Origin of the sequence: Shewanella frigidimarina, assembly GCF_003797125.1 — a bacterium.
Classification (GTDB): Bacteria; Pseudomonadota; Gammaproteobacteria; order Enterobacterales; family Shewanellaceae; genus Shewanella; species Shewanella frigidimarina.
The window spans coordinates 48,204-66,674 of sequence record NZ_RKKE01000010.1 but is presented as its reverse complement, the minus strand read 5'-3'; the positions used below and the strand labels follow the sequence as shown (position 1 = coordinate 66,674).

Annotated in this window: 15 protein-coding genes; 9 read left to right on the top strand and 6 right to left on the bottom strand. The window is 42.1% G+C overall.

Translation table 11 applies throughout. The features are described from left to right. The first annotated feature begins 6 nt into the window (after positions 1-6). Positions 7-1,449: a TrkH family potassium uptake protein gene (locus tag EGC86_RS19615; protein WP_011635512.1), complete on the top strand. Its 1,443-nt coding sequence runs from the start codon at positions 7-9 to the stop codon at positions 1,447-1,449. 92 nt (positions 1,450-1,541) lie between these two features. Here EGC86_RS19615 and hemG (EGC86_RS19610) read toward each other — a convergent pair whose 3' ends face one another. Continuing rightward, complete coding sequence (gene hemG, locus EGC86_RS19610; RefSeq protein WP_123778745.1) at positions 1,542-2,087, bottom strand: menaquinone-dependent protoporphyrinogen IX dehydrogenase; 546 nt, start codon at positions 2,085-2,087, stop codon at positions 1,542-1,544. 198 nt (positions 2,088-2,285) lie between these two features. On the opposite strand from hemG (EGC86_RS19610), the gene EGC86_RS19605 reads away from it, so the two are divergent. Beyond that, a complete protein-coding gene (locus EGC86_RS19605; RefSeq protein WP_011635510.1) occupies positions 2,286-2,591 on the top strand; it encodes an ArsR/SmtB family transcription factor in 306 nt (101 codons plus the stop codon). Positions 2,592-2,706: 115 nt separating this feature from the next. Here EGC86_RS19605 and hemG (EGC86_RS19600) read toward each other — a convergent pair whose 3' ends face one another. The 4 genes from hemG (EGC86_RS19600) to pepQ form a co-directional block, all read right to left on the bottom strand. Continuing rightward, a complete protein-coding gene (gene hemG / locus EGC86_RS19600) occupies positions 2,707-3,237 on the bottom strand; it encodes a menaquinone-dependent protoporphyrinogen IX dehydrogenase (RefSeq protein WP_011635509.1) in 531 nt (176 codons plus the stop codon). Next, the gene (locus tag EGC86_RS19595) at positions 3,237-4,694 is read right to left on the bottom strand and encodes a TrkH family potassium uptake protein (RefSeq protein WP_011635508.1); all 1,458 of its coding nucleotides are present in this window, start codon (positions 4,692-4,694) and stop codon (positions 3,237-3,239) included. Before EGC86_RS19595 ends, hemG (EGC86_RS19600) begins: the two co-directional genes overlap by 1 nt. Positions 4,695-4,767: 73 nt before the next feature. Continuing rightward, positions 4,768-5,382: a YigZ family protein gene (locus tag EGC86_RS19590; RefSeq protein ID WP_123778743.1), complete on the bottom strand. Its 615-nt coding sequence runs from the start codon at positions 5,380-5,382 to the stop codon at positions 4,768-4,770. Beyond that, entirely contained in the window at positions 5,375-6,694 is a 1,320-nt protein-coding gene (pepQ, locus tag EGC86_RS19585) for a Xaa-Pro dipeptidase (RefSeq protein WP_123778741.1), read from the bottom strand. The genes EGC86_RS19590 and pepQ overlap by 8 nt, the downstream gene beginning before the upstream one ends. A gap of 235 nt (positions 6,695-6,929) precedes the next feature. Between pepQ and fadB the strand changes: the two genes are divergently transcribed. The 5 genes from fadB (at position 6,930) to EGC86_RS19560 (ending at position 14,679) form a co-directional block, all read left to right on the top strand. Further along, positions 6,930-9,080 carry a fatty acid oxidation complex subunit alpha FadB gene (gene fadB / locus EGC86_RS19580; RefSeq protein ID WP_123778739.1) on the top strand — a complete coding sequence of 717 codons (2,151 nt, stop codon included), beginning with the start codon at positions 6,930-6,932 and terminating at the stop codon, positions 9,078-9,080. Positions 9,081-9,102: 22 nt separating this feature from the next. Beyond that, complete coding sequence (gene fadA / locus EGC86_RS19575) at positions 9,103-10,266, top strand: acetyl-CoA C-acyltransferase FadA (RefSeq protein ID WP_011635504.1); 1,164 nt, start codon at positions 9,103-9,105, stop codon at positions 10,264-10,266. 245 nt (positions 10,267-10,511) lie between these two features. Beyond that, positions 10,512-10,757, top strand: coding sequence for a sulfurtransferase TusA (tusA, locus tag EGC86_RS19570; protein ID WP_102036113.1), 246 nt, complete (start codon positions 10,512-10,514; stop codon positions 10,755-10,757). 3 nt (positions 10,758-10,760) lie between these two features. After that, positions 10,761-11,204, top strand: coding sequence for an MOSC domain-containing protein (locus EGC86_RS19565; RefSeq protein WP_123778737.1), 444 nt, complete (start codon positions 10,761-10,763; stop codon positions 11,202-11,204). A 292-nt stretch (positions 11,205-11,496) separates the two neighbouring features. Next, positions 11,497-14,679, top strand: coding sequence for an amidohydrolase family protein (locus tag EGC86_RS19560; RefSeq protein WP_123778736.1), 3,183 nt, complete (start codon positions 11,497-11,499; stop codon positions 14,677-14,679). Between the two features lie 65 nt (positions 14,680-14,744). Here the strand turns inward: EGC86_RS19560 and EGC86_RS19555 are convergent, their stop codons facing one another. Next, the gene (locus tag EGC86_RS19555; RefSeq protein WP_011635500.1) at positions 14,745-15,308 is read right to left on the bottom strand and encodes a DNA-3-methyladenine glycosylase I; all 564 of its coding nucleotides are present in this window, start codon (positions 15,306-15,308) and stop codon (positions 14,745-14,747) included. A 112-nt stretch (positions 15,309-15,420) separates the two neighbouring features. Between EGC86_RS19555 and glyQ the strand changes: the two genes are divergently transcribed. Beyond that, positions 15,421-16,326, top strand: a complete 906-nt coding sequence (glyQ, locus tag EGC86_RS19550; RefSeq protein ID WP_011635499.1) for a glycine--tRNA ligase subunit alpha — start codon at positions 15,421-15,423, stop codon at positions 16,324-16,326. A gap of 9 nt (positions 16,327-16,335) precedes the next feature. Next, positions 16,336-18,420 carry a glycine--tRNA ligase subunit beta gene (gene glyS / locus EGC86_RS19545; protein ID WP_123778734.1) on the top strand — a complete coding sequence of 695 codons (2,085 nt, stop codon included), beginning with the start codon at positions 16,336-16,338 and terminating at the stop codon, positions 18,418-18,420. Positions 18,421-18,471 lie beyond the last annotated feature (51 nt).

Below are 18,471 nucleotides of genomic sequence, written 5' to 3'. Positions count from 1 at the left end.
GTTCTTATGTTTAACGTCAAACAAATCATTTTCATCCTCGGTATTTTTCTCTCAATACTGACAGGATTTATGTTAGTTCCAATGGCTTTCGCACTATTTTATGGCGAAGAAACCATCGGTGACTTTATGCTGTCCGGTTTATTTACCGGCTTTATTGCTATTTTGTGCATTCAAAATGGTCGCAACCATCATTTTAGTCTTAACATTCGCGATATGTTTATGTTGACCAGTATCACTTGGTTTGTCGTGAGCTTATTCGCCGCACTGCCCTTCACGCTTTATCACGGTATTAATTATACTGACGCTTTTTTTGAAACGATGTCAGGCATAACCACTACCGGTTCAACAGTATTATCCGGTTTAGACAGTATGGACCATAGTATCTTAGTCTGGCGTTCATTATTGCAATGGCTTGGCGGCATTGGTTTCATTGTAATGGCCGTGGCAATCCTGCCGTTTTTGAACGTGGGGGGAATGCGCTTATTTAGAACTGAATCATCAGACTGGAGCGACAAAACGATTCCTCGCACCCAGCACATGGCCAAACATTTATTTCTGATCTATGTCGCCTTAACACTACTGTGCACATTGTCCTATCACCTTGCTGGCATGCATTGGTTTGAAGCTATCAACCATGCCATGACCACATTATCAACAGGTGGATATTCCACTTCAGACAGCTCAATGGCGGCCTTTTCACACGAGGCACATTGGGTTGGTATTGTGTTTATGTTAGCGGGTGGATTACCGTTACTAATGTTTGTTCAAACCATACAACAACGCAGCTTACGCTTATGGAATGATCAACAAGTAAAAGGCTTTTTACGCTTTGTGTTACTAGTGTCATTCTCATTAGCCTTTTGGCTGTGGCAACACCAGCAAATAGACTTTATGGATGCTTTAAGACTCGCAAGCTTCAATGTTATTTCGGTCATCACGACAACCGGTTACGGACTAACCGATTATCAATCGTGGGGATCTGTTGCCAGTGTCGCATTTCTGTTTTTAATGTTTATAGGCAGTTGTTCAGGCTCAACATCTGGTGGCATAAAAATATTTCGTTTTCAAATAGCATTCTCAATTATGCGTCAGCAGATTAAACAGCAATTCCACCCAAATGGAGTCTTTAAAGACAAATACAATGGCCACCGGATTCAAGATGATATTGTCCGTTCAATAATGGCGTTTTTTATGCTGATGATCGTAGTGATATTATTACTGTCAATCACACTCGTACTGACCGGATTAGATCCGATGACTAGCTTTACCGGAGCAATAACCGCAGTGGCAAACGTAGGACCAGGCCTTGGTCCGATTATTGGTCCTGCAGGAAACTTTGCCCCACTTCCCGACGTCGCTAAGTGGGCTTTAGCAATAGGAATGTTATTAGGGCGTTTAGAAATACTGACTGTCGCAGTGTTGTTTCATCCTAAATTTTGGCGTTTTTAATATAGGCTAGATTATCGTCTTAAGATGCGGCTGGGTTGATGGTTAACCTGTCACTGATGAGCCTTAGTTAACCATCTGTTGGGTATAAATCACTACGCAGGTACGACGGTCGCTAACTTGGCAATATGATCAGCATAAACCTTCACATCATTCCAATCGGTATAATCAATAATTGCTGTTGGGTCGGTGGGGCCATCGGTCATTTTCATAATAAGGCGGATCATCAAGCTGTCATACCAAGGCCAAGAAGGATAATCGACTTTACCGGCAATAATTTTCACATCTTGCGGTTGCCACTCAGATAAAGTTAAAAACTTCTGTAGATATTTATTGTTTTCAGGAATGCGCTTTTCAGGATTACGAGCCACAACATTGACGCAAAAAAAACTATTTTGCAGTTGCGATAAATGCTGTTGATTTTCACGCACGAACTCAAACACCGATTTATGATACGAGCCATATAATACACAAGCCCCTAACGCAACAGCTTGGTATTTGGCCCATTCAATTTGCGCTTTATCTTGAAGATTAACCACATCACAATTATCGCCTTTAGATTGAATTTGTTCTGCTATTGCACGGCTAATATGTGCCGTATGGCCACCTCGGGAATAATATAACACTAAAATATTGGCCATTTTGCGATTCTCATTGTTGGATTATTTGCCTCAGTTTGGCAAAAAAAGCCTTTTTAAACCTCTGCAATGATCACAAATTAGAAATAGCTCATATATTTAATAGTTAAAATTGAGATCTCCATGATGCAGAAGTATGATAATGAACAAAATACAGAAAACCCAAACCAGATCGTAATTTAAGGTTATATAAGGACACTCATGAAGCAAGATATCGATGTTGCAACCATGCTTAATAATGCAGAAACGGCAGCACAATGGCTAAAAGCCATTGCGAATCCTTACCGCTTAATGATTTTATGTTTATTGTTAGAACAAGAATTAAGTGTCACTGAATTAAATGAGACCGTGCCACTGAGCCAATCAGCTTTGTCACAGCATTTAGCGGTACTGCGTACCCAAGATTTGGTCAACACTCGTAAGAGCTCACAAGTAGTTTACTACACGCTTAAAAATGAGCAAGTCACCGAAGTGATCTCGATACTACATCGACGCTATTGTGCCTAACAACTGTTTGACTGAACAACTACTGTGACTAAGATTTAAACAACTTAGATACTTAAGTCACATAGAGTAAACGGCGTTTTCAATAAGGCATATTGGGCACGCTATTGTGTATGAATTATTTTTGCGCTGCTATTTGTTTAGCGTAGTCATCTACTTTGCCCCAGTCAGTAAACTCAAACGTACCCTGAGTATCTGTCGGCCCCTTGGTCATCCACATGATAAATCGGATCATAAACTTATCGAAAAATCGGTAACGAGGGTAGTCAATTTTACCGGCAAAAACACCTAATAACTGAGGTTTCCAGGCTGATAAATTTGAAAACTTCTGCATATATGGATTAGTTTCAGGGGTGTTTTTTTCAGGCTTTCTTGCCACAACGTTTACGCTAAAAAAACTATTGTGCTTAGTGTCTAGTAGGACTTTGTGTTGCTCAACAAACTTGAATAATTCAGGTCGATGTTTGCCATATCGAATACTGGCACCAATCACCACTTTATCAACACTAGCTAAATCATCAGCCTCAACCTCAGCTAGGTTAACCACGCTAACTTGCTCACCCTGCTCAACTAATATTTGCTTAATTTTCTGACAAATTGCCAGTGTTTGCCCATCGACCGTTGAATATAAAATCACAGTATTTAACATTAATTCTTCCAAAATGTGGGGGTAAATAGCACCAATAAGGTGAACACTTCTAATCGACCAAATAGCATTGCCATCACCAGTACCCACTTAGCACCGTCTGAAATACTGGAATAATTTGATGCTACATCACCCAAACCAGGGCCTAAGTTATTTAAACTGGCTGCCGTTGCACTAAATGCAGTAATGGCGTCCATATCCATTGCCATTAAAATCACCATACACACCACAAACACTAAAGCATAAGCAGAGAAGAATCCCCATACCGCATCAATAATTCTGTCGGGTAAGGCCGTCGAGCCAATTCTAATGGAATACATAGCTTTAGGATGAACAAGTCGTTTCAGCTCACGCGACCCTTGTAGCACCAATAGAATTAAACGAATCACCTTCATGCCGCCGCCAGTCGAGCCAGCACAACCACCAATAAAGCTTGAGAATATTAATAGAATAGGTAAAAACAGCGGCCAGGAATGAAAGCTTTCTGTGCCAAAACCCGCCGTTGTTGAAATCGATACTACTTGAAAGAAGGCGTAATCGAGTGTTTTCTCTGGGGAGTCGTAAATTCCAGACTGATACAAGGTAGCAAAACAAATTGCGGTCAATACCAGCTGCACCGCAATAAGCACCTTAAATTCTGCATCTTTTAAATATACTTTGACGTTAATGCCACGGCGAGTAAATGCGGCAAAGTGTAAGCTAAAATTGACTGCCGCAATCAACAAGAAAAACGCACAAATCACGTTAATCAACGGGCTTTGAAAGTAACCAATACTGGCATCGTGAGTCGAAAAACCACCAATAGCAATAGTCGAAAATGAATGGCAAATAGCATCAAATGCATCCATACCGGCAAAGTAAAATGCCAATGCACAAGCGGTAGTAAGCAAGAAGTAAATGTACCATAAGGCTTTGGCTGTTTCGGCTATACGGGGAGTAACCTTAGTGTCTTTAACCGGACCTGGCACTTCAGCTTTATACAGCTGCATACCACCAATACCCAACAGAGGTAAAATGGCCACAGCGAGTACGATGATACCCATGCCGCCCATCCACTGCAGTAAATGGCGATAGAACAATATTGACTTAGGCAAGTCATCTAGCCCAACAATCACGGTCGCTCCCGTGGTCGTTAAGGCCGAAAACGATTCAAAAAAACTGTCGGTCCAGCTTAAATCGGGGTTATTAGAAAAAATAAATGGCAGTGCCCCTATCGATCCAAGCACAGTCCAGAACAACACTACAATCAAGAATCCTTCTCGGGTGCGTAAATCGCCTTTTTGATGGCGGTTGGGATACCATAATAAAAAGCCCAGAAAAATACTGACAAAAAAGGCCTGAATAAATGCAGTACCACCACCATCTTTATATAAGATAGCCACTAATGCTGACGGCAGCATGGTGATTGAAAATAATCCCATCAGCAAACCGGTGATTCTAATAATTGTTTTATATTGCATTAAGGGTTCTGTTTAAGTTGTGCTGCGTCGAATTTAACAATTGAGTGACATTTTGGCATAAGTTCGTCATAGCTCAAACTGTAAACTTTACTTGAAGCTGGCCCTGCGTCTGGGTAGCTAATGCTTGATTAAAAGCCTGATGGTGCGATTTAGCCAGTTCAAAATGTATTTCTACTTTGTCGGTAAACTCTTTATCCATTACCACGCCATCATATTGAGCAACCAAATACTCAACATCGGTGAGTTGAGCATAATGGCATACCAAGCGTGCAGGATACCTTAGATGCTTAACCTGAGTCTGTATTTGCGTTAATCCTTGCTTTATACCTGAGGTATAAGCACGTACTAAACCGCCCACACCCAACTTAGTACCACCAAAATAACGCACAACAATAACGCCTAGCTCACCAATTTTTGCGCCTTGTAAGCATGCGAGCATGGGTTTGCCAGCACTACCTGACGGTTCGCCATCATCGCTAGCGCCCATATCAATGGTATTTTCTGGGCTGCCAGCTACAAATGCGTAGCAGTAATGGTTGGCCCCAGGATATTGCTGCTTTATGTCAGTGAGCGCTAACTTCATATCATTAGGATGTGGGCAGTGAAATAACAAAGAGATAAAGCGGCTATGCTTTATCTCTTCTTCTATCAATACGTTAGCTTGTGGTATTAAATATGACTCAATCAACTAGACCAAACTCTCTCGTCATATTTTCTACTCGGTCTTGATGCACAATGACGTTATCTTCAATGCGAATCCCACCAAATGGACGCATCTCATCAACTGTAGTCCAATTAATAGCTTGCTTAGCTGTAGCAGATAACTGATTAAGTAAGGTATCGATAATATAAAGACCAGGCTCAATAGTCAGTACCTGATTTGCAGCCAATACTCTAGTGCAACGTAAAAATGGATGCGCCTCAGGTGCAGCAATATGGGTTCCGCGCTCATCATGGGAATAACCGCCCATATCATGAACTTGTAACCCCAACATATGCCCTAATCCATGTGGGAAAAAGGCACTTGTTACGCCTTGGGCAACTAACTGTTCAGCAGTGCCATTCGCCAAGCCAAAATCAATCAGTAATTGACCTATATGATGGTGTGTCGCGATGTGCAGGTCGACGTACTTAACCCCTGGCTTCATCTGCTCAATAATGGCTAATTGCACTTTATCCAATGCGACTATTAATTCGTAAAAACGATTTTTCTCGAATGAGTAAGTACGGGTAATATCTGCGGCATAGCCATGATAACTGGCCCCAGCATCAATCAAAAAAGATAAACGCTGCGCAGGCTTAACATGCTCTAAAGCGGTGTAATGTAAAATAGCGGCATTTTGATTTAATGCCACGATATTGCCGTAAGGCACTTCATTTTCGCCTTGGCCAATTTCGAGCAAATAACGTTGCTGAATTTCAAACTCACTAGCACCATCATAAAATGCATTTTTGGCAGCCAAATGCCCTTTTACCGCAATTTGGTTCGCTCGGCGCATGCACTCAAGTTCATACTGAGTTTTGTCAGCACGATGATAATGTAGATAGTTCATTACTGCATCAGGGTTACGAGCCGAAAAACCCAATACATCAGCAACATCTAAGTGTTCACCAATATACGCCCACGAGGCTAAATCTTTAGGTAAAAAGTCAGCAATTCGATCTGGCTTGGTCAGTAATTGAATATCAAAATGCTCAGTCCAAAAAGCTTGCGGTACATCATTCACTTTATGCCAAAAATCAACTGGGCGATAAAACACTAAAGTAGGCTTATCTTGGCCATTAGCGATAACCCAACAATTTGGCGTATCTAAAATAGGTAACCAAGCTTTAAACTGCGGGTTCACTTTAAAGGGATAATTTAGGTCATCTAAAAACTGTCGATGAGGTTGTCCAGAGTGAATCACTAAACCCGAAATATTTTCACGCTGACAAATTTCGCCTACTCGGCGATTTAATTCCGCCATGTGCGCATGATACAGATGTGCTAACTGATCCATTGACTATCCCTTTGCATGAGTTTTAACCCAATAAGTCTATCACAAACAGAAAAAGACCTCGCTAGATGATAAGAAATTAAACGGCCGTTTAAATTGGGTGTTGTAATTTATCTCATTTAGTCGCACACTGAGAATTAGCTGGTCAATAGATGGCCGAAACTGCTGTGATTCAAGCTTGATAACTGCACAGTAAATAAGATGTGGAAGTCGCTTTTAAGCAATAAGGAAGCAAGCAATGATCTACCAAAGCCCTACCATTCAGGTTGAGTTACTTGAAGATAATATTGCCAAACTGTGCTTTAACGCACAAGGTTCGGTAAATAAACTCGACAGAGAAACAATAGCCTCTCTAGATGCCGCCCTAGATAGCATCAAACAAAATACCAATATTAAAGCCTTGCTGCTTACATCAGCAAAAAGCACCTTTATTGTTGGCGCAGACATTACCGAATTCTTAACGCTATTTCAGCAAGACGATGCCACGTTGCTAGCTTGGGTTGAACAAGCCAACGCAGTATTCAATAAGCTAGAAGACTTGCCGTTTCCGACAGCTTCAGCAATTAACGGTTTTGCGTTAGGCGGTGGTTGCGAAACCATTTTAGCGACTGACTTACGCGTTGCAGATACCAATGCTCGCATCGGTTTACCAGAAACCAAATTAGGTCTTATTCCTGGTTTTGGTGGCACAGTGCGTTTACCTCGAGTAATCGGTGCAGATAATGCACTTGAGTGGATCACCACCGCTAAAGACCAACGTCCAGAAGATGCTTTAAAAGTAGGCGCTATTGATGCCGTTGTCGCACCAGAAAACCTAGAAGCTGCTGCGATTCAAATGTTGCATGATGCCCTTAATGGTAGCCTTGATTGGCAAGCTCGTCGCACCAAAAAGCAATCACCATTACAGTTACCAAAACTTGAAGCCATGATGTCTTTTGCTACCGCAAAAGGAATGGTGTTTTCTGTTGCAGGCAAGCATTATCCAGCGCCAATGGCCGCTGTGAATGTTGTTGAACAAGCTGCAGGTTTGGACCGTGATGGCGCATTAAAAGTAGAAGCGCTGGCGTTCATTAAATTAGCTAAAACAGATGTAGCCCAAGCGCTAATTGGTATTTTCTTAAATGACCAGTTCGTTAAAGGTAAAGCAAAGAAAGCCGGTAAACTCGCTAAAGATGTTAACCAAGCAGCGGTATTGGGTGCAGGTATTATGGGCGGCGGTATTGCTTACCAAAGCGCCAGCAAAGGCACACCAATTGTGATGAAAGACATCGCTCAGCCAGCATTAGAGCTAGGCTTGAACGAAGCAGCTAAAATTCTGACAACACAAGTTGCTCGTGGTCGTTCTACGCCAGAGAAAATGGCTAAAGTATTAAACAACATCACGCCTTCACTAGATTATGCCGCTATCAAAAATAGCGATATCGTTGTAGAAGCGGTTGTTGAACATCCAAAAGTTAAGGCTACTGTACTAGCAGAAGTTGAAGGTTACGTATCAGAAGATGCCATTATTGCATCAAATACCTCGACTATCTCAATCAACTTACTGGCTAAAAGCCTTAAGAAACCTGAACGTTTCTGCGGTATGCACTTCTTTAACCCTGTGCACAAAATGCCATTAGTTGAAATTATCCGTGGTGAGCACAGCTCTGAAGAAACCATCGCAACGGTAGTGGCTTACGCCAGCAAAATGGGTAAAACTCCAATCGTAGTCAATGATTGCCCCGGCTTCTTTGTTAACCGCGTATTGTTCCCATACTTTGCAGGCTTCAGTGGTCTACTTGCTGAAGGTGCTGACTTTGCTGCCGTTGATAAAGTCATGGAAAAACAGTTCGGTTGGCCAATGGGCCCAGCTTACTTACTTGACGTAGTCGGTTTAGATACTGGTCACCACGCCCAAGCAGTTATGGCTGAAGGCTTCCCAGATCGCATGGGTAAAAATGGCAAAGACGCTATCGACATTATGTTTGAAAATAAACGTCTAGGTCAGAAAAACACTAAAGGTTTCTATGCCTATTCTGTTGACCGTCGTGGTAAGCCGAAGAAAGACATTGATCCAACAAGCTATGAATTATTAAGCGCTGAGTTCGGTGAATTAAAGGCATTTGAGTCTGATGACATCATCGCTCGCTGTATGATCCCGATGATCATCGAAACGGTTCGTTGTTTAGAAGAAGGCATTATTGCATCACCTGCTGAAGGCGATATGGGTCTAGTTTACGGTATTGGTTTCCCTCCATTCCGTGGCGGTGTATTCCGTTACTTAGACACCATGGGCGTAGCAAACTTTGTTGCCCTAGCAGACAAATACGCACATCTTGGTGGCTTATATCAGGTTACCGATGCAATGCGTGCACTTGCAGCCAACAATGGTAGTTACTACCAAGCCTAATTAGTGTGAAAGGAATTAAATCATGAAACAAGCTGTTATCGTAGACTGCATTCGCACCCCAATGGGCCGTTCTAAGGCAGGGGTATTTAGAAATGTACGTGCAGAAACATTGTCTGCAGAACTAATGAAAGCACTAATGGTGCGCAACCCACAATTAGACCCAAACGACATTGAAGATGTTATTTGGGGTTGTGTGCAGCAAACTCTAGAGCAAGGCTTTAACATTGCCCGTAATGCATCATTGTTAGCTGGTATTCCTAAAACGGCTGGCGCTGTAACGGTAAACCGTTTATGTGGTTCGTCAATGGACGCCCTTCATCAAGCGGCTCGCGCCATTATGACTGGCCAAGGTGATACCTTCATTATTGGTGGTGTTGAGCACATGGGTCATGTACCAATGAACCACGGTGTTGATTTTCACCCAGGCCTTGCAAACCGCGTAGCTAAAGCATCTGGCATGATGGGCTTAACCGCTGAAATGTTAGGTAAAATGCACGGTATCACTCGTGAGCAACAAGATGCATTTGCTGTACGTTCTCACCAACGTGCCCATGCTGCAACTATCGAAGGTCGCTTTGCTAAAGAAATTTGGGGCATTGAAGGCCACGATGCCAACGGCGCACTAATTAAAGTGATGACCGACGAAGTAATTCGTCCAGAAACGACACTAGAGTCACTTGCGGGTTTACGCCCAGCATTCGACCCAGTTAACGGCACGGTGACTGCAGGTACATCATCTGCATTATCTGACGGTGCTTCTGCAATGTTAGTGATGGAAGAATCTAAAGCACGTGCTTTAGGCTTAACCATTCGTGCACGTATTCGTTCAATGGCTGTTGCCGGTTGTGATGCTGCAATTATGGGCTATGGTCCAGTACCTGCCACCAAAAAAGCATTAGCACGCGCGGGCTTGTCGGTTGCCGATTTAGACCTTATCGAATTAAACGAAGCGTTTGCTGCACAGTCATTACCTTGTGTTAAAGATCTTGGCTTGCAAGATGTTGTCGATGAAAAAATTAACCTGAACGGTGGCGCAATTGCATTGGGCCACCCACTAGGTTGTTCTGGCGCACGTATCTCGACAACACTGATCAACTTGATGGAAGAAAAAGATGCAACGCTTGGTCTTGCCACTATGTGTATCGGTTTAGGTCAAGGTATCGCAACTGTATTCGAACGCGTTTAATCGTTCTCATACCAAGCTGATACTTTTCAGTTGTATGAAGTGAGTTGTAAAAACGAGCCAAATTGGCTCGTTTTTTTATTTTAAAATTCTTCTACTTTGGCTAATGTTCCACGTGAAACATGTTTTATGAAAATTAAAAAATAATAAAAAACTCAATATAACTTAAAAACCAAGCAAACTTGGCAAGCTTTAATGACAAGAGTAACATTAGCGCTAATTTGATAAGTAAACATAGACAGCATTTAATGAACGATATTTATACCCAGGCACAACACCAACTCGATGCACTTGGCCTTCGATGCCCAGAACCTGTAATGATGATCCGAAAAACAGTACGCAAAATGGCAGAAGGTGAAACCTTGTTAGTCATTGCAGATGATCCTGCCACAACTCGTGATATTCCGAGTTTTTGTGAATTTATGGATCACACGTTAATTGCCAGTGATACCAGCAAAACGCCATACCAATATTTACTCAAAAAAGGACTTTAACTAATGACCATCACATTGGAAGCTATCGCATATAAAACAGCGAAGCGCGGCATAATGAAGCCAGCCTTTTGTGCCAATGTGACCTTAGAACGAGGTGTCGAAAATGATATTTTTGGCAGACCAGGAAAACGTCAAGTTACTGTAATGTCAAAACAGCAGTGGCAAACAGTCTGCCAACAAATTAATGCCGATTTAGACTGGTTAACTCGAAGAGCGAATTTATTGATCAGCGGCTATGAATTTAGCGCTGCAGATGTTGGCAAAATAATCTCGATCGGCGCTGAACTTAAATTACAAATTACAGGCGAAACTGATCCGTGTAAAAAAATGCAACAAGCACATTCAGGACTAGAGCAAGCACTAACCCCCGAATGGCGTGGCGGAGTCACCTGCCGCGTAATTCAAGCTGGGTTAATACAACCAGATGACTCGGTAAACATAGATTAGTAAAACCGATAAATCATTTTCGTTTAAGCCTTTCATATTAAAATCTATCACTATAGCACTCGTTGTTTGTTAATAAATAACAAACAAACGTGTTAATGTCTGTCATTAATTGATACAGATTTGTTGTACACCTTATCGGTAATTTATGCGATAAAGGAACCATTCAAACCGACAAACGCAGTAAAGCCAAATACTCTTCAGGTCATCTAATCATGCCAAATGATATGAACTAAATGAGTATAGGCTTGATTAAATCCACTGAAAATAAAAACGACAACGGATAATCTACTCTATGTTGACTCAAAAACTCACCCCACTTTACACCGCAATAGCACTGACCCTTGGTATTTCTGGTTTTGCTTATGCCGAAGATGACAAAGTAAAATGGCATGTAAATGCTCCTGAAAATGCGCCATTAAGTAAAATAGATATCAATGTTACCGAAGGTACATGGATGAACGTCAATGTATCACCTGATGGTGAACACATTGTATTTGATTTATTAGGTGATATTTATCAAATACCGATAGCAGGAGGACAAGCTAAACCACTGGCACAAGGTATAGCTTGGCAAATGCAGCCAGTATATAGCCCAGACGGGAAGTATATAGCTTTCACCTCTGATGAAGATGGTGGCGACAATATCTGGATAATGAATGCCGACGGTACCAATCCACACCCTATCACTACCGAAACATTTCGTTTACTCAACAGCCCGGCCTGGAGTCCTGATTCACAATACCTAGTAGCACGTAAACATTTTACCGGCACCCGCAGCCTCGGAGCGGGTGAAGTGTGGATGTTTCACGTTGCAGGTGGCGAAGGCGTTAAACTAACGGAGCGCCCTAACGAACAAAAAGATTTGGGTGAACCGGCCTACTCGCCAGATGGACGCTATATCTACTTTAGCCAAGATGCGACCCCAGGCAAGACCTTTCATTACTCAAAAGATTCTGTGAAAGGCATTTATAAGATTAAGCGTTATGACACCCAAACAGGCGATATTGAAGTATTGATTGAGGGCACCGGTGGAGCAATTAGACCGACACCTAGTCCTGATGGCAAAACCCTTGCCTACATCAAACGCGATGGATTTCAGTCGACCTTATATTCCCTAGACTTAAAGTCTGGTGAAGAAACCAAGCTGTATGACAAACTCGATCGTGACATGCAAGAAACATGGGCTATTCACGGTGTATATCCAACAATGTCGTGGACCAAAGACAATAAGCACATCGTATTTTGGGCTAAAGGTAAAATCAATAAACTTGATGTCGACAGTAAACAAGTAACAGACATTCCATTCAGTGTTAGCACTCAAAGAGATATTCAGCCATCGGTCCGCTTTACTCAAAACTTAGATAAAGATGAATTTGATGTAAAAATTCTGCGTATGGCACAAGTATCACCAGATGGCGAAAAAGTGGTATTTGAAGCCTTAGGTAAAATTTGGGTTCGTGATATTAAAGACGGAAAACATAAACGATTAACCCGTTTAGATGATGACATCAATGAGCTATTCCCACAGTGGTCACGTGACGGTAAAGACATCGTGTTCACTACATGGAATGATCAACAGCAAGGCACCGTCAGTGTTGTTAGCGCCAGAGGTGGTAAAGCCAAGGTGTTAACCAACGAGCCTGGCAAATATGTAGAGCCAACTTTTTCGCCTGATGGCGAATATATTGTTTATCGAAAAGCTCGCGGTGGATACATGACACCACGAACTTGGTCACAAGAACCGGGTTTATATAAAGTCGATATCAAAGGAAAGCAAAGCACTAAACTAACTGCCAGTGGCCATCAACCACAATTTGGTAACGACTCAGATCGTGTTTACTTTATGGATTCTGGGGAGACCCCAGAGTTTGCATCAATCGGTATGAACGGTTTTGAAAAACGAACCCATTACACCAGCGACCACGCTACCGAGTTTCGTTTATCACCAAACGGTGAGCACCTAGCTTTTGCAGAGCGCTTTAGAGTGTACGTCACTCCTTTTGCGAAACACGGCGAAACCATTGCTATTGGACCTAAAGCAAGCAACTTACCCATTACCCAACTAAGTGCTCGTGCCGGCGAAAGCATTAGCTGGAACGGTAAAAATAACCAACTGTATTGGACATTGGGCCCTGATTTATACCAAGCCGATGTCGACACTCAATATACAAAATCTGAAACCAAGGTCGATCCTAAAATAACCTCTATTGGCTTTAAAGATAAGGCCGATGTTCCACGTGGAACAGTTGTGTTTACTGGCGGTAAAGTGATCACTATGGAGAATGATCAGGTTATTGATAATGGCGTTGTTATCGTTAAAGACAATAAAATTATCAGCGTTGGTGATGCCAATACGATTATTCCTAAAAATGCTCAAGTCATCGATATTAGCGGTAAAACCATTATGCCTGGCATATTTGATGCCCATGCACATGGCGGCCAAGCAGATGATGAAATTATTCCACAGCAAAACTGGGCCTTATATTCTGGCTTATCACTTGGAGTAACATCTATTCATGATCCATCGAATGACACAACCGAAATTTTTGCTGCTTCCGAACAACAAAAAGCAGGCAATATTGTTGGACCACGTATTTTCTCAACAGGGACTATTTTATACGGCGCCAACTTACCAGGTTATACCTCGCATGTAGATTCACTTGATGATGCAAAGTTTCACTTAGAGCGTCTTAAAAAAGTCGGTGCGTTTAGTGTTAAGAGTTACAACCAGCCACGTCGAGATCAGCGACAGCAGATAATTGCTGCTGCACGAGAACTCGAAATGATGGTAGTCCCTGAAGGTGGCAGTTTACTGCAGCACAATTTGTCTATGATAGCGGATGGTCACACCACCGTAGAACATTCGTTGCCAGCGGCTTCTATTTATAATGACATCAAACAATTTTGGAGCCAAACTGAAGTTCACTACACACCGACCTTAGTTGTCGCATATGGTGGAATTTCTGGCGAGCATTACTGGTATGACAAAACTGATGTTTGGGCTCACCCTCGCCTAAGCATGTATGTTCCGCATGATATTCTTGATGCCCGTTCAATGCGCCGCACGACCGCGCCAGACGAACATTACAACCATTTTAATGTTGCCCGTGTAGCAAATGAGTTAAACAACATTGGCGTTAAACCCAATATTGGTGCTCACGGTCAACGAGAAGGATTGGCTGCACATTGGGAGATGTGGATGTTTGCTCAAGGCGGTATGAGTAATATGGAAGTATTAAAAACAGCGACTATTAACCCTGCCGTCACCTTCGGTATGGATCATCAACTGGGTTCTATTAAAGTTGGTAAATTAGCGGACTTAATAGTGATTGATGGCGATCCATTAGCTGATATAAGAACGACTGATAAAGTCACTTACACCATGGTCAATGGTAAGTTATTTAATTCAGAAACCATGAATCAGCTAAATGGTGATAAACATAAACGTAAGCCATTTTTCTTTGAAAAAATCTAACAATTAAGTAAGACAATAAAAAGGGTGTTCCACGTGGAACACCCTTTTTTATACTTTTAATAAAATCAATACTGACCGTGACAATGACAATCTGTCGTATGATCGTTTACCATTCCAACCGCTTGCATAAAAGCATAACAAATTGTTGGGCCAACAAAATTAAAACCAAGCTTTTTTAATGCCTTAGACATAGCTTCAGATTCTGCCGTTTGTGCAGGAACTTGGCTTGATGAACTGAAGTTGTTTGCTCTCGGTTCACCACCAACAAATCCCCATAAAAACTTAGAGAAATCATCACCCTGCTCAACAAAGGCTAAATAAGCTTTAGCATTTCTGATGATCGAGTTTATTTTAAGACGATTGCGTACAATACCCGGTTCTAGCATTAACGCTTCCACTTTAGCTTGATCGTACTGTGCAATAATACTCGGCTCAAAATTAGCAAACAGTTGCTGGTAGTTTTGTTGCTTTTTAAGAATCGTAATCCAAGATAATCCAGCTTGTTGACCATCAAGACACAACTTAGCAAAAAGCTGTTTGGCATCGAACTCTGGACGTCCCCATACTGTATCGTGGTAATGCTGATATAAAGGGTCTTCACTTACCCAGCCACATCGGTTAACTTGCATGGTATGGTTCCATTAACGTTTTTATTAGTACGTTAAAAAATAACCTACATCTGCCTTGCTCTACAAGGTATAATCATTAACATTTTCTATTAATAGCCTGACAGTAGTAGACATGACGACGAAACACGACGTAAAGACATTTCAGGGTTTCATCCTAACCCTTCAGGAATATTGGGCGCAGCAAGGTTGCGCAATTGTTCAACCTCTAGATATGGAAGTTGGCGCTGGTACTTTCCACCCGCAGACGTTCTTACGTTCATTAGGCCCTGAGCCAATGAGCAGTGCATACGTGCAACCGTCTCGCCGTCCTACTGATGGACGTTATGGTGAAAACCCAAACCGCCTGCAACATTACTACCAATTTCAAGTAGTGCTAAAGCCATCTCCAGATAACATTCAAGAGCTTTACTTAGGCTCACTTGAAGCGCTTGGCATCGACACCAAAGTACATGACATTCGTTTTGTTGAAGACAACTGGGAGTCGCCAACATTAGGTGCTTGGGGTTTAGGCTGGGAAATTTGGCTTAATGGTATGGAAGTTACTCAGTTCACCTACTTCCAACAAGTTGGCGGAATTGAATGTAGCCCTGTTACAGGTGAAATCACTTACGGGCTTGAGCGTTTAGCCATGTACATTCAAGAAGTTGATAGCGTATATGATCTTGTTTGGACTGACGGACCACTTGGTCGTGTCACTTATGGTGACATTTTCCATCAGAACGAAGTAGAACAGTCTACCTATAACTTCGAACATGCCGATGTCGATTTTATGTTCACCCTATTCGATCAATGTGAAAAAATGTGCATGCACTTACTATCACTAGAAAAGCCATTACCACTACCTGCTTACGAGCAAGTAATGAAAGCATCACACGCTTTTAACTTACTTGATGCTCGCCATGCTATATCAGTCACTGAACGTCAGCGTTATATCCTTCGCGTTCGAACTATGGCAAAAGGTGTTGCAGAATCTTATTATCAAGCACGTGAAGCTCTTGGCTTCCCAATGTGTAAGTAGAGGTAACGAATGAATTTTGAAAACTTACTCATTGAAGTTGGTACCGAAGAATTACCACCAAAAGCGCTGCGCACGTTAGCTGAATCATTTTTAACGAGCTTTACAGATGAATTAACTAAAGCTGATTTACCTTATGAATCTGCAGTTTGGTATGCCGCCCCTCGCCGCTTAGCGATTAATGTGTTGGGTCTAGCATTAGCACAAGCTGATAAAGTCGTTGAAAAACGCGGCCCCGCGGTTAGCTCAGCATTTGATGCTGACGGTAACCCAACTAAAGCAGCACAAGGCTGGGCTCGTGGTAACGGTATTACGGTTGAGCAAGCAGAGCGATTAGTCACCGATAAAGGTGAATGGTTAGTCCATCAAGCTAAAGTGGTTGGCGTTGAAACCAAAAGCTTAATAGCTGACATGGCACAGCGCGCACTCGATAAGTTACCAATCCCTAAGCCAATGCGTTGGGGTAACAACAAAACTCAGTTTATTCGCCCGGTTCACACCGTGACAATGTTATTAGGTAGCGAATTAGTTACTGGTGAATTACTTGGTATTAAATCTGACCGCATTATTCGTGGCCACCGCTTTATGGGTAAAGCCAGCTTTGAGCTGGATCATGCTGACAATTATTTAGCCGCGCTAAAAGAGCAAGGTAAAGTTCTAGCAGATTATGAATTACGTAAATCGCTAATCAAAGCTGATGCTAAAGCAGCAGCATCTAAATTAGGTGGTATTGCCGATATCCAAGATAGCCTACTTGAAGAAGTCGCTTCTCTAGTTGAATGGCCAATAGTGTTAACAGCAAGCTTTGAAGAAAAGTTTTTAAACGTACCTTCTGAAGCGTTGGTTTACACCATGAAAGGTGACCAAAAATACTTCCCAGTATTTGATAAAGCCGGCAAATTACTGCCTAACTTTATCTTTGTCACCAACATTGAATCTAAAGATCCACAACAGATTATTTCAGGTAACGAAAAAGTAGTTCGCCCACGTTTAGCGGATGCTGAGTTCTTCTTTAATACCGATAAAAAGAACACACTTGAATCTCGTATTGCCAGTTTAGAAACGGTTGTATTCCAAAAACAACTTGGTACGTTAAAAGCGCGTGTTGAACGTATTTCTGAGTTAGCAGGTTTCATTGCGACGCAAATGAACAACAACGGTGTTGAGACCAGCAATGTAGATGCTAGCCGTGCCGGTTTATTGTCTAAAACAGACCTAATGAGCAACATGGTAATGGAATTTACTGATACTCAAGGCACTATGGGCATGCATTACGCCCGCCTAGATGGCGAAACAGAAGCTGTTGCTATTGCACTTGAAGAACAGTACAAACCTAAATTTTCTGGTGATACAGTACCAACGGCTACAGTATCGTGTGCGGTTGCACTAGCTGAAAAGTTAGATACGCTAGTGGGTATTTTTGGCATTGGCCAAGCACCAAAAGGTGCAGCGGACCCATTTGCACTTCGCCGTGCGGCCATTGGTATTTTGCGCGTTATTGTAGAAAACAAACTGCCACTCGACTTAGTTGAGTTAATTGCTAAAGCACAAGCTTTGCATGCGCCCAATATTACTAACACCAATACAAGTGATGATGTGCTTGAATTCCTTCTCGCACGTTTCCGAGCTTGGTACCAAGATAAAGGCATTCAAGTTGATGTTATTTTAGCTGTACTGGCTCGTCGTCCAACAAAACCTGCTGATTTTGACAGTCGTGTTAAAGCTGTATCACATTTCCGTGGCTTAGAAGCTTCTACAGCGCTAGCAGCGGCAAATAAGCGTGTTTCTAATATATTGGCTAAAGTTGAAGGCGAATTACCCGCAACCATCAATTCAGCTCTATTAACAGAACCAGCAGAGAAAGCGTTAGCTGATAAGCTTGTACAGTTACAACCACAGTTAGCTCCACTGTTTGCTGATGGCAATTACCAACAAGCATTAACGCTATTGGCTGACTTACGCGAAAATGTCGATCAGTTCTTTGAAGATGTGATGGTAATGGCAGATGATGAAGCATTGAAAAATAACCGCTTAGCGTTATTAACCAATCTTCGTGAGCAGTTCTTGCACGTTGCAGACATTTCGTTGCTGCAATAATGTAAATTAGCTGCAGTTGAGATAAAAGCGCCGTAAGGCGCTTTTTTTATG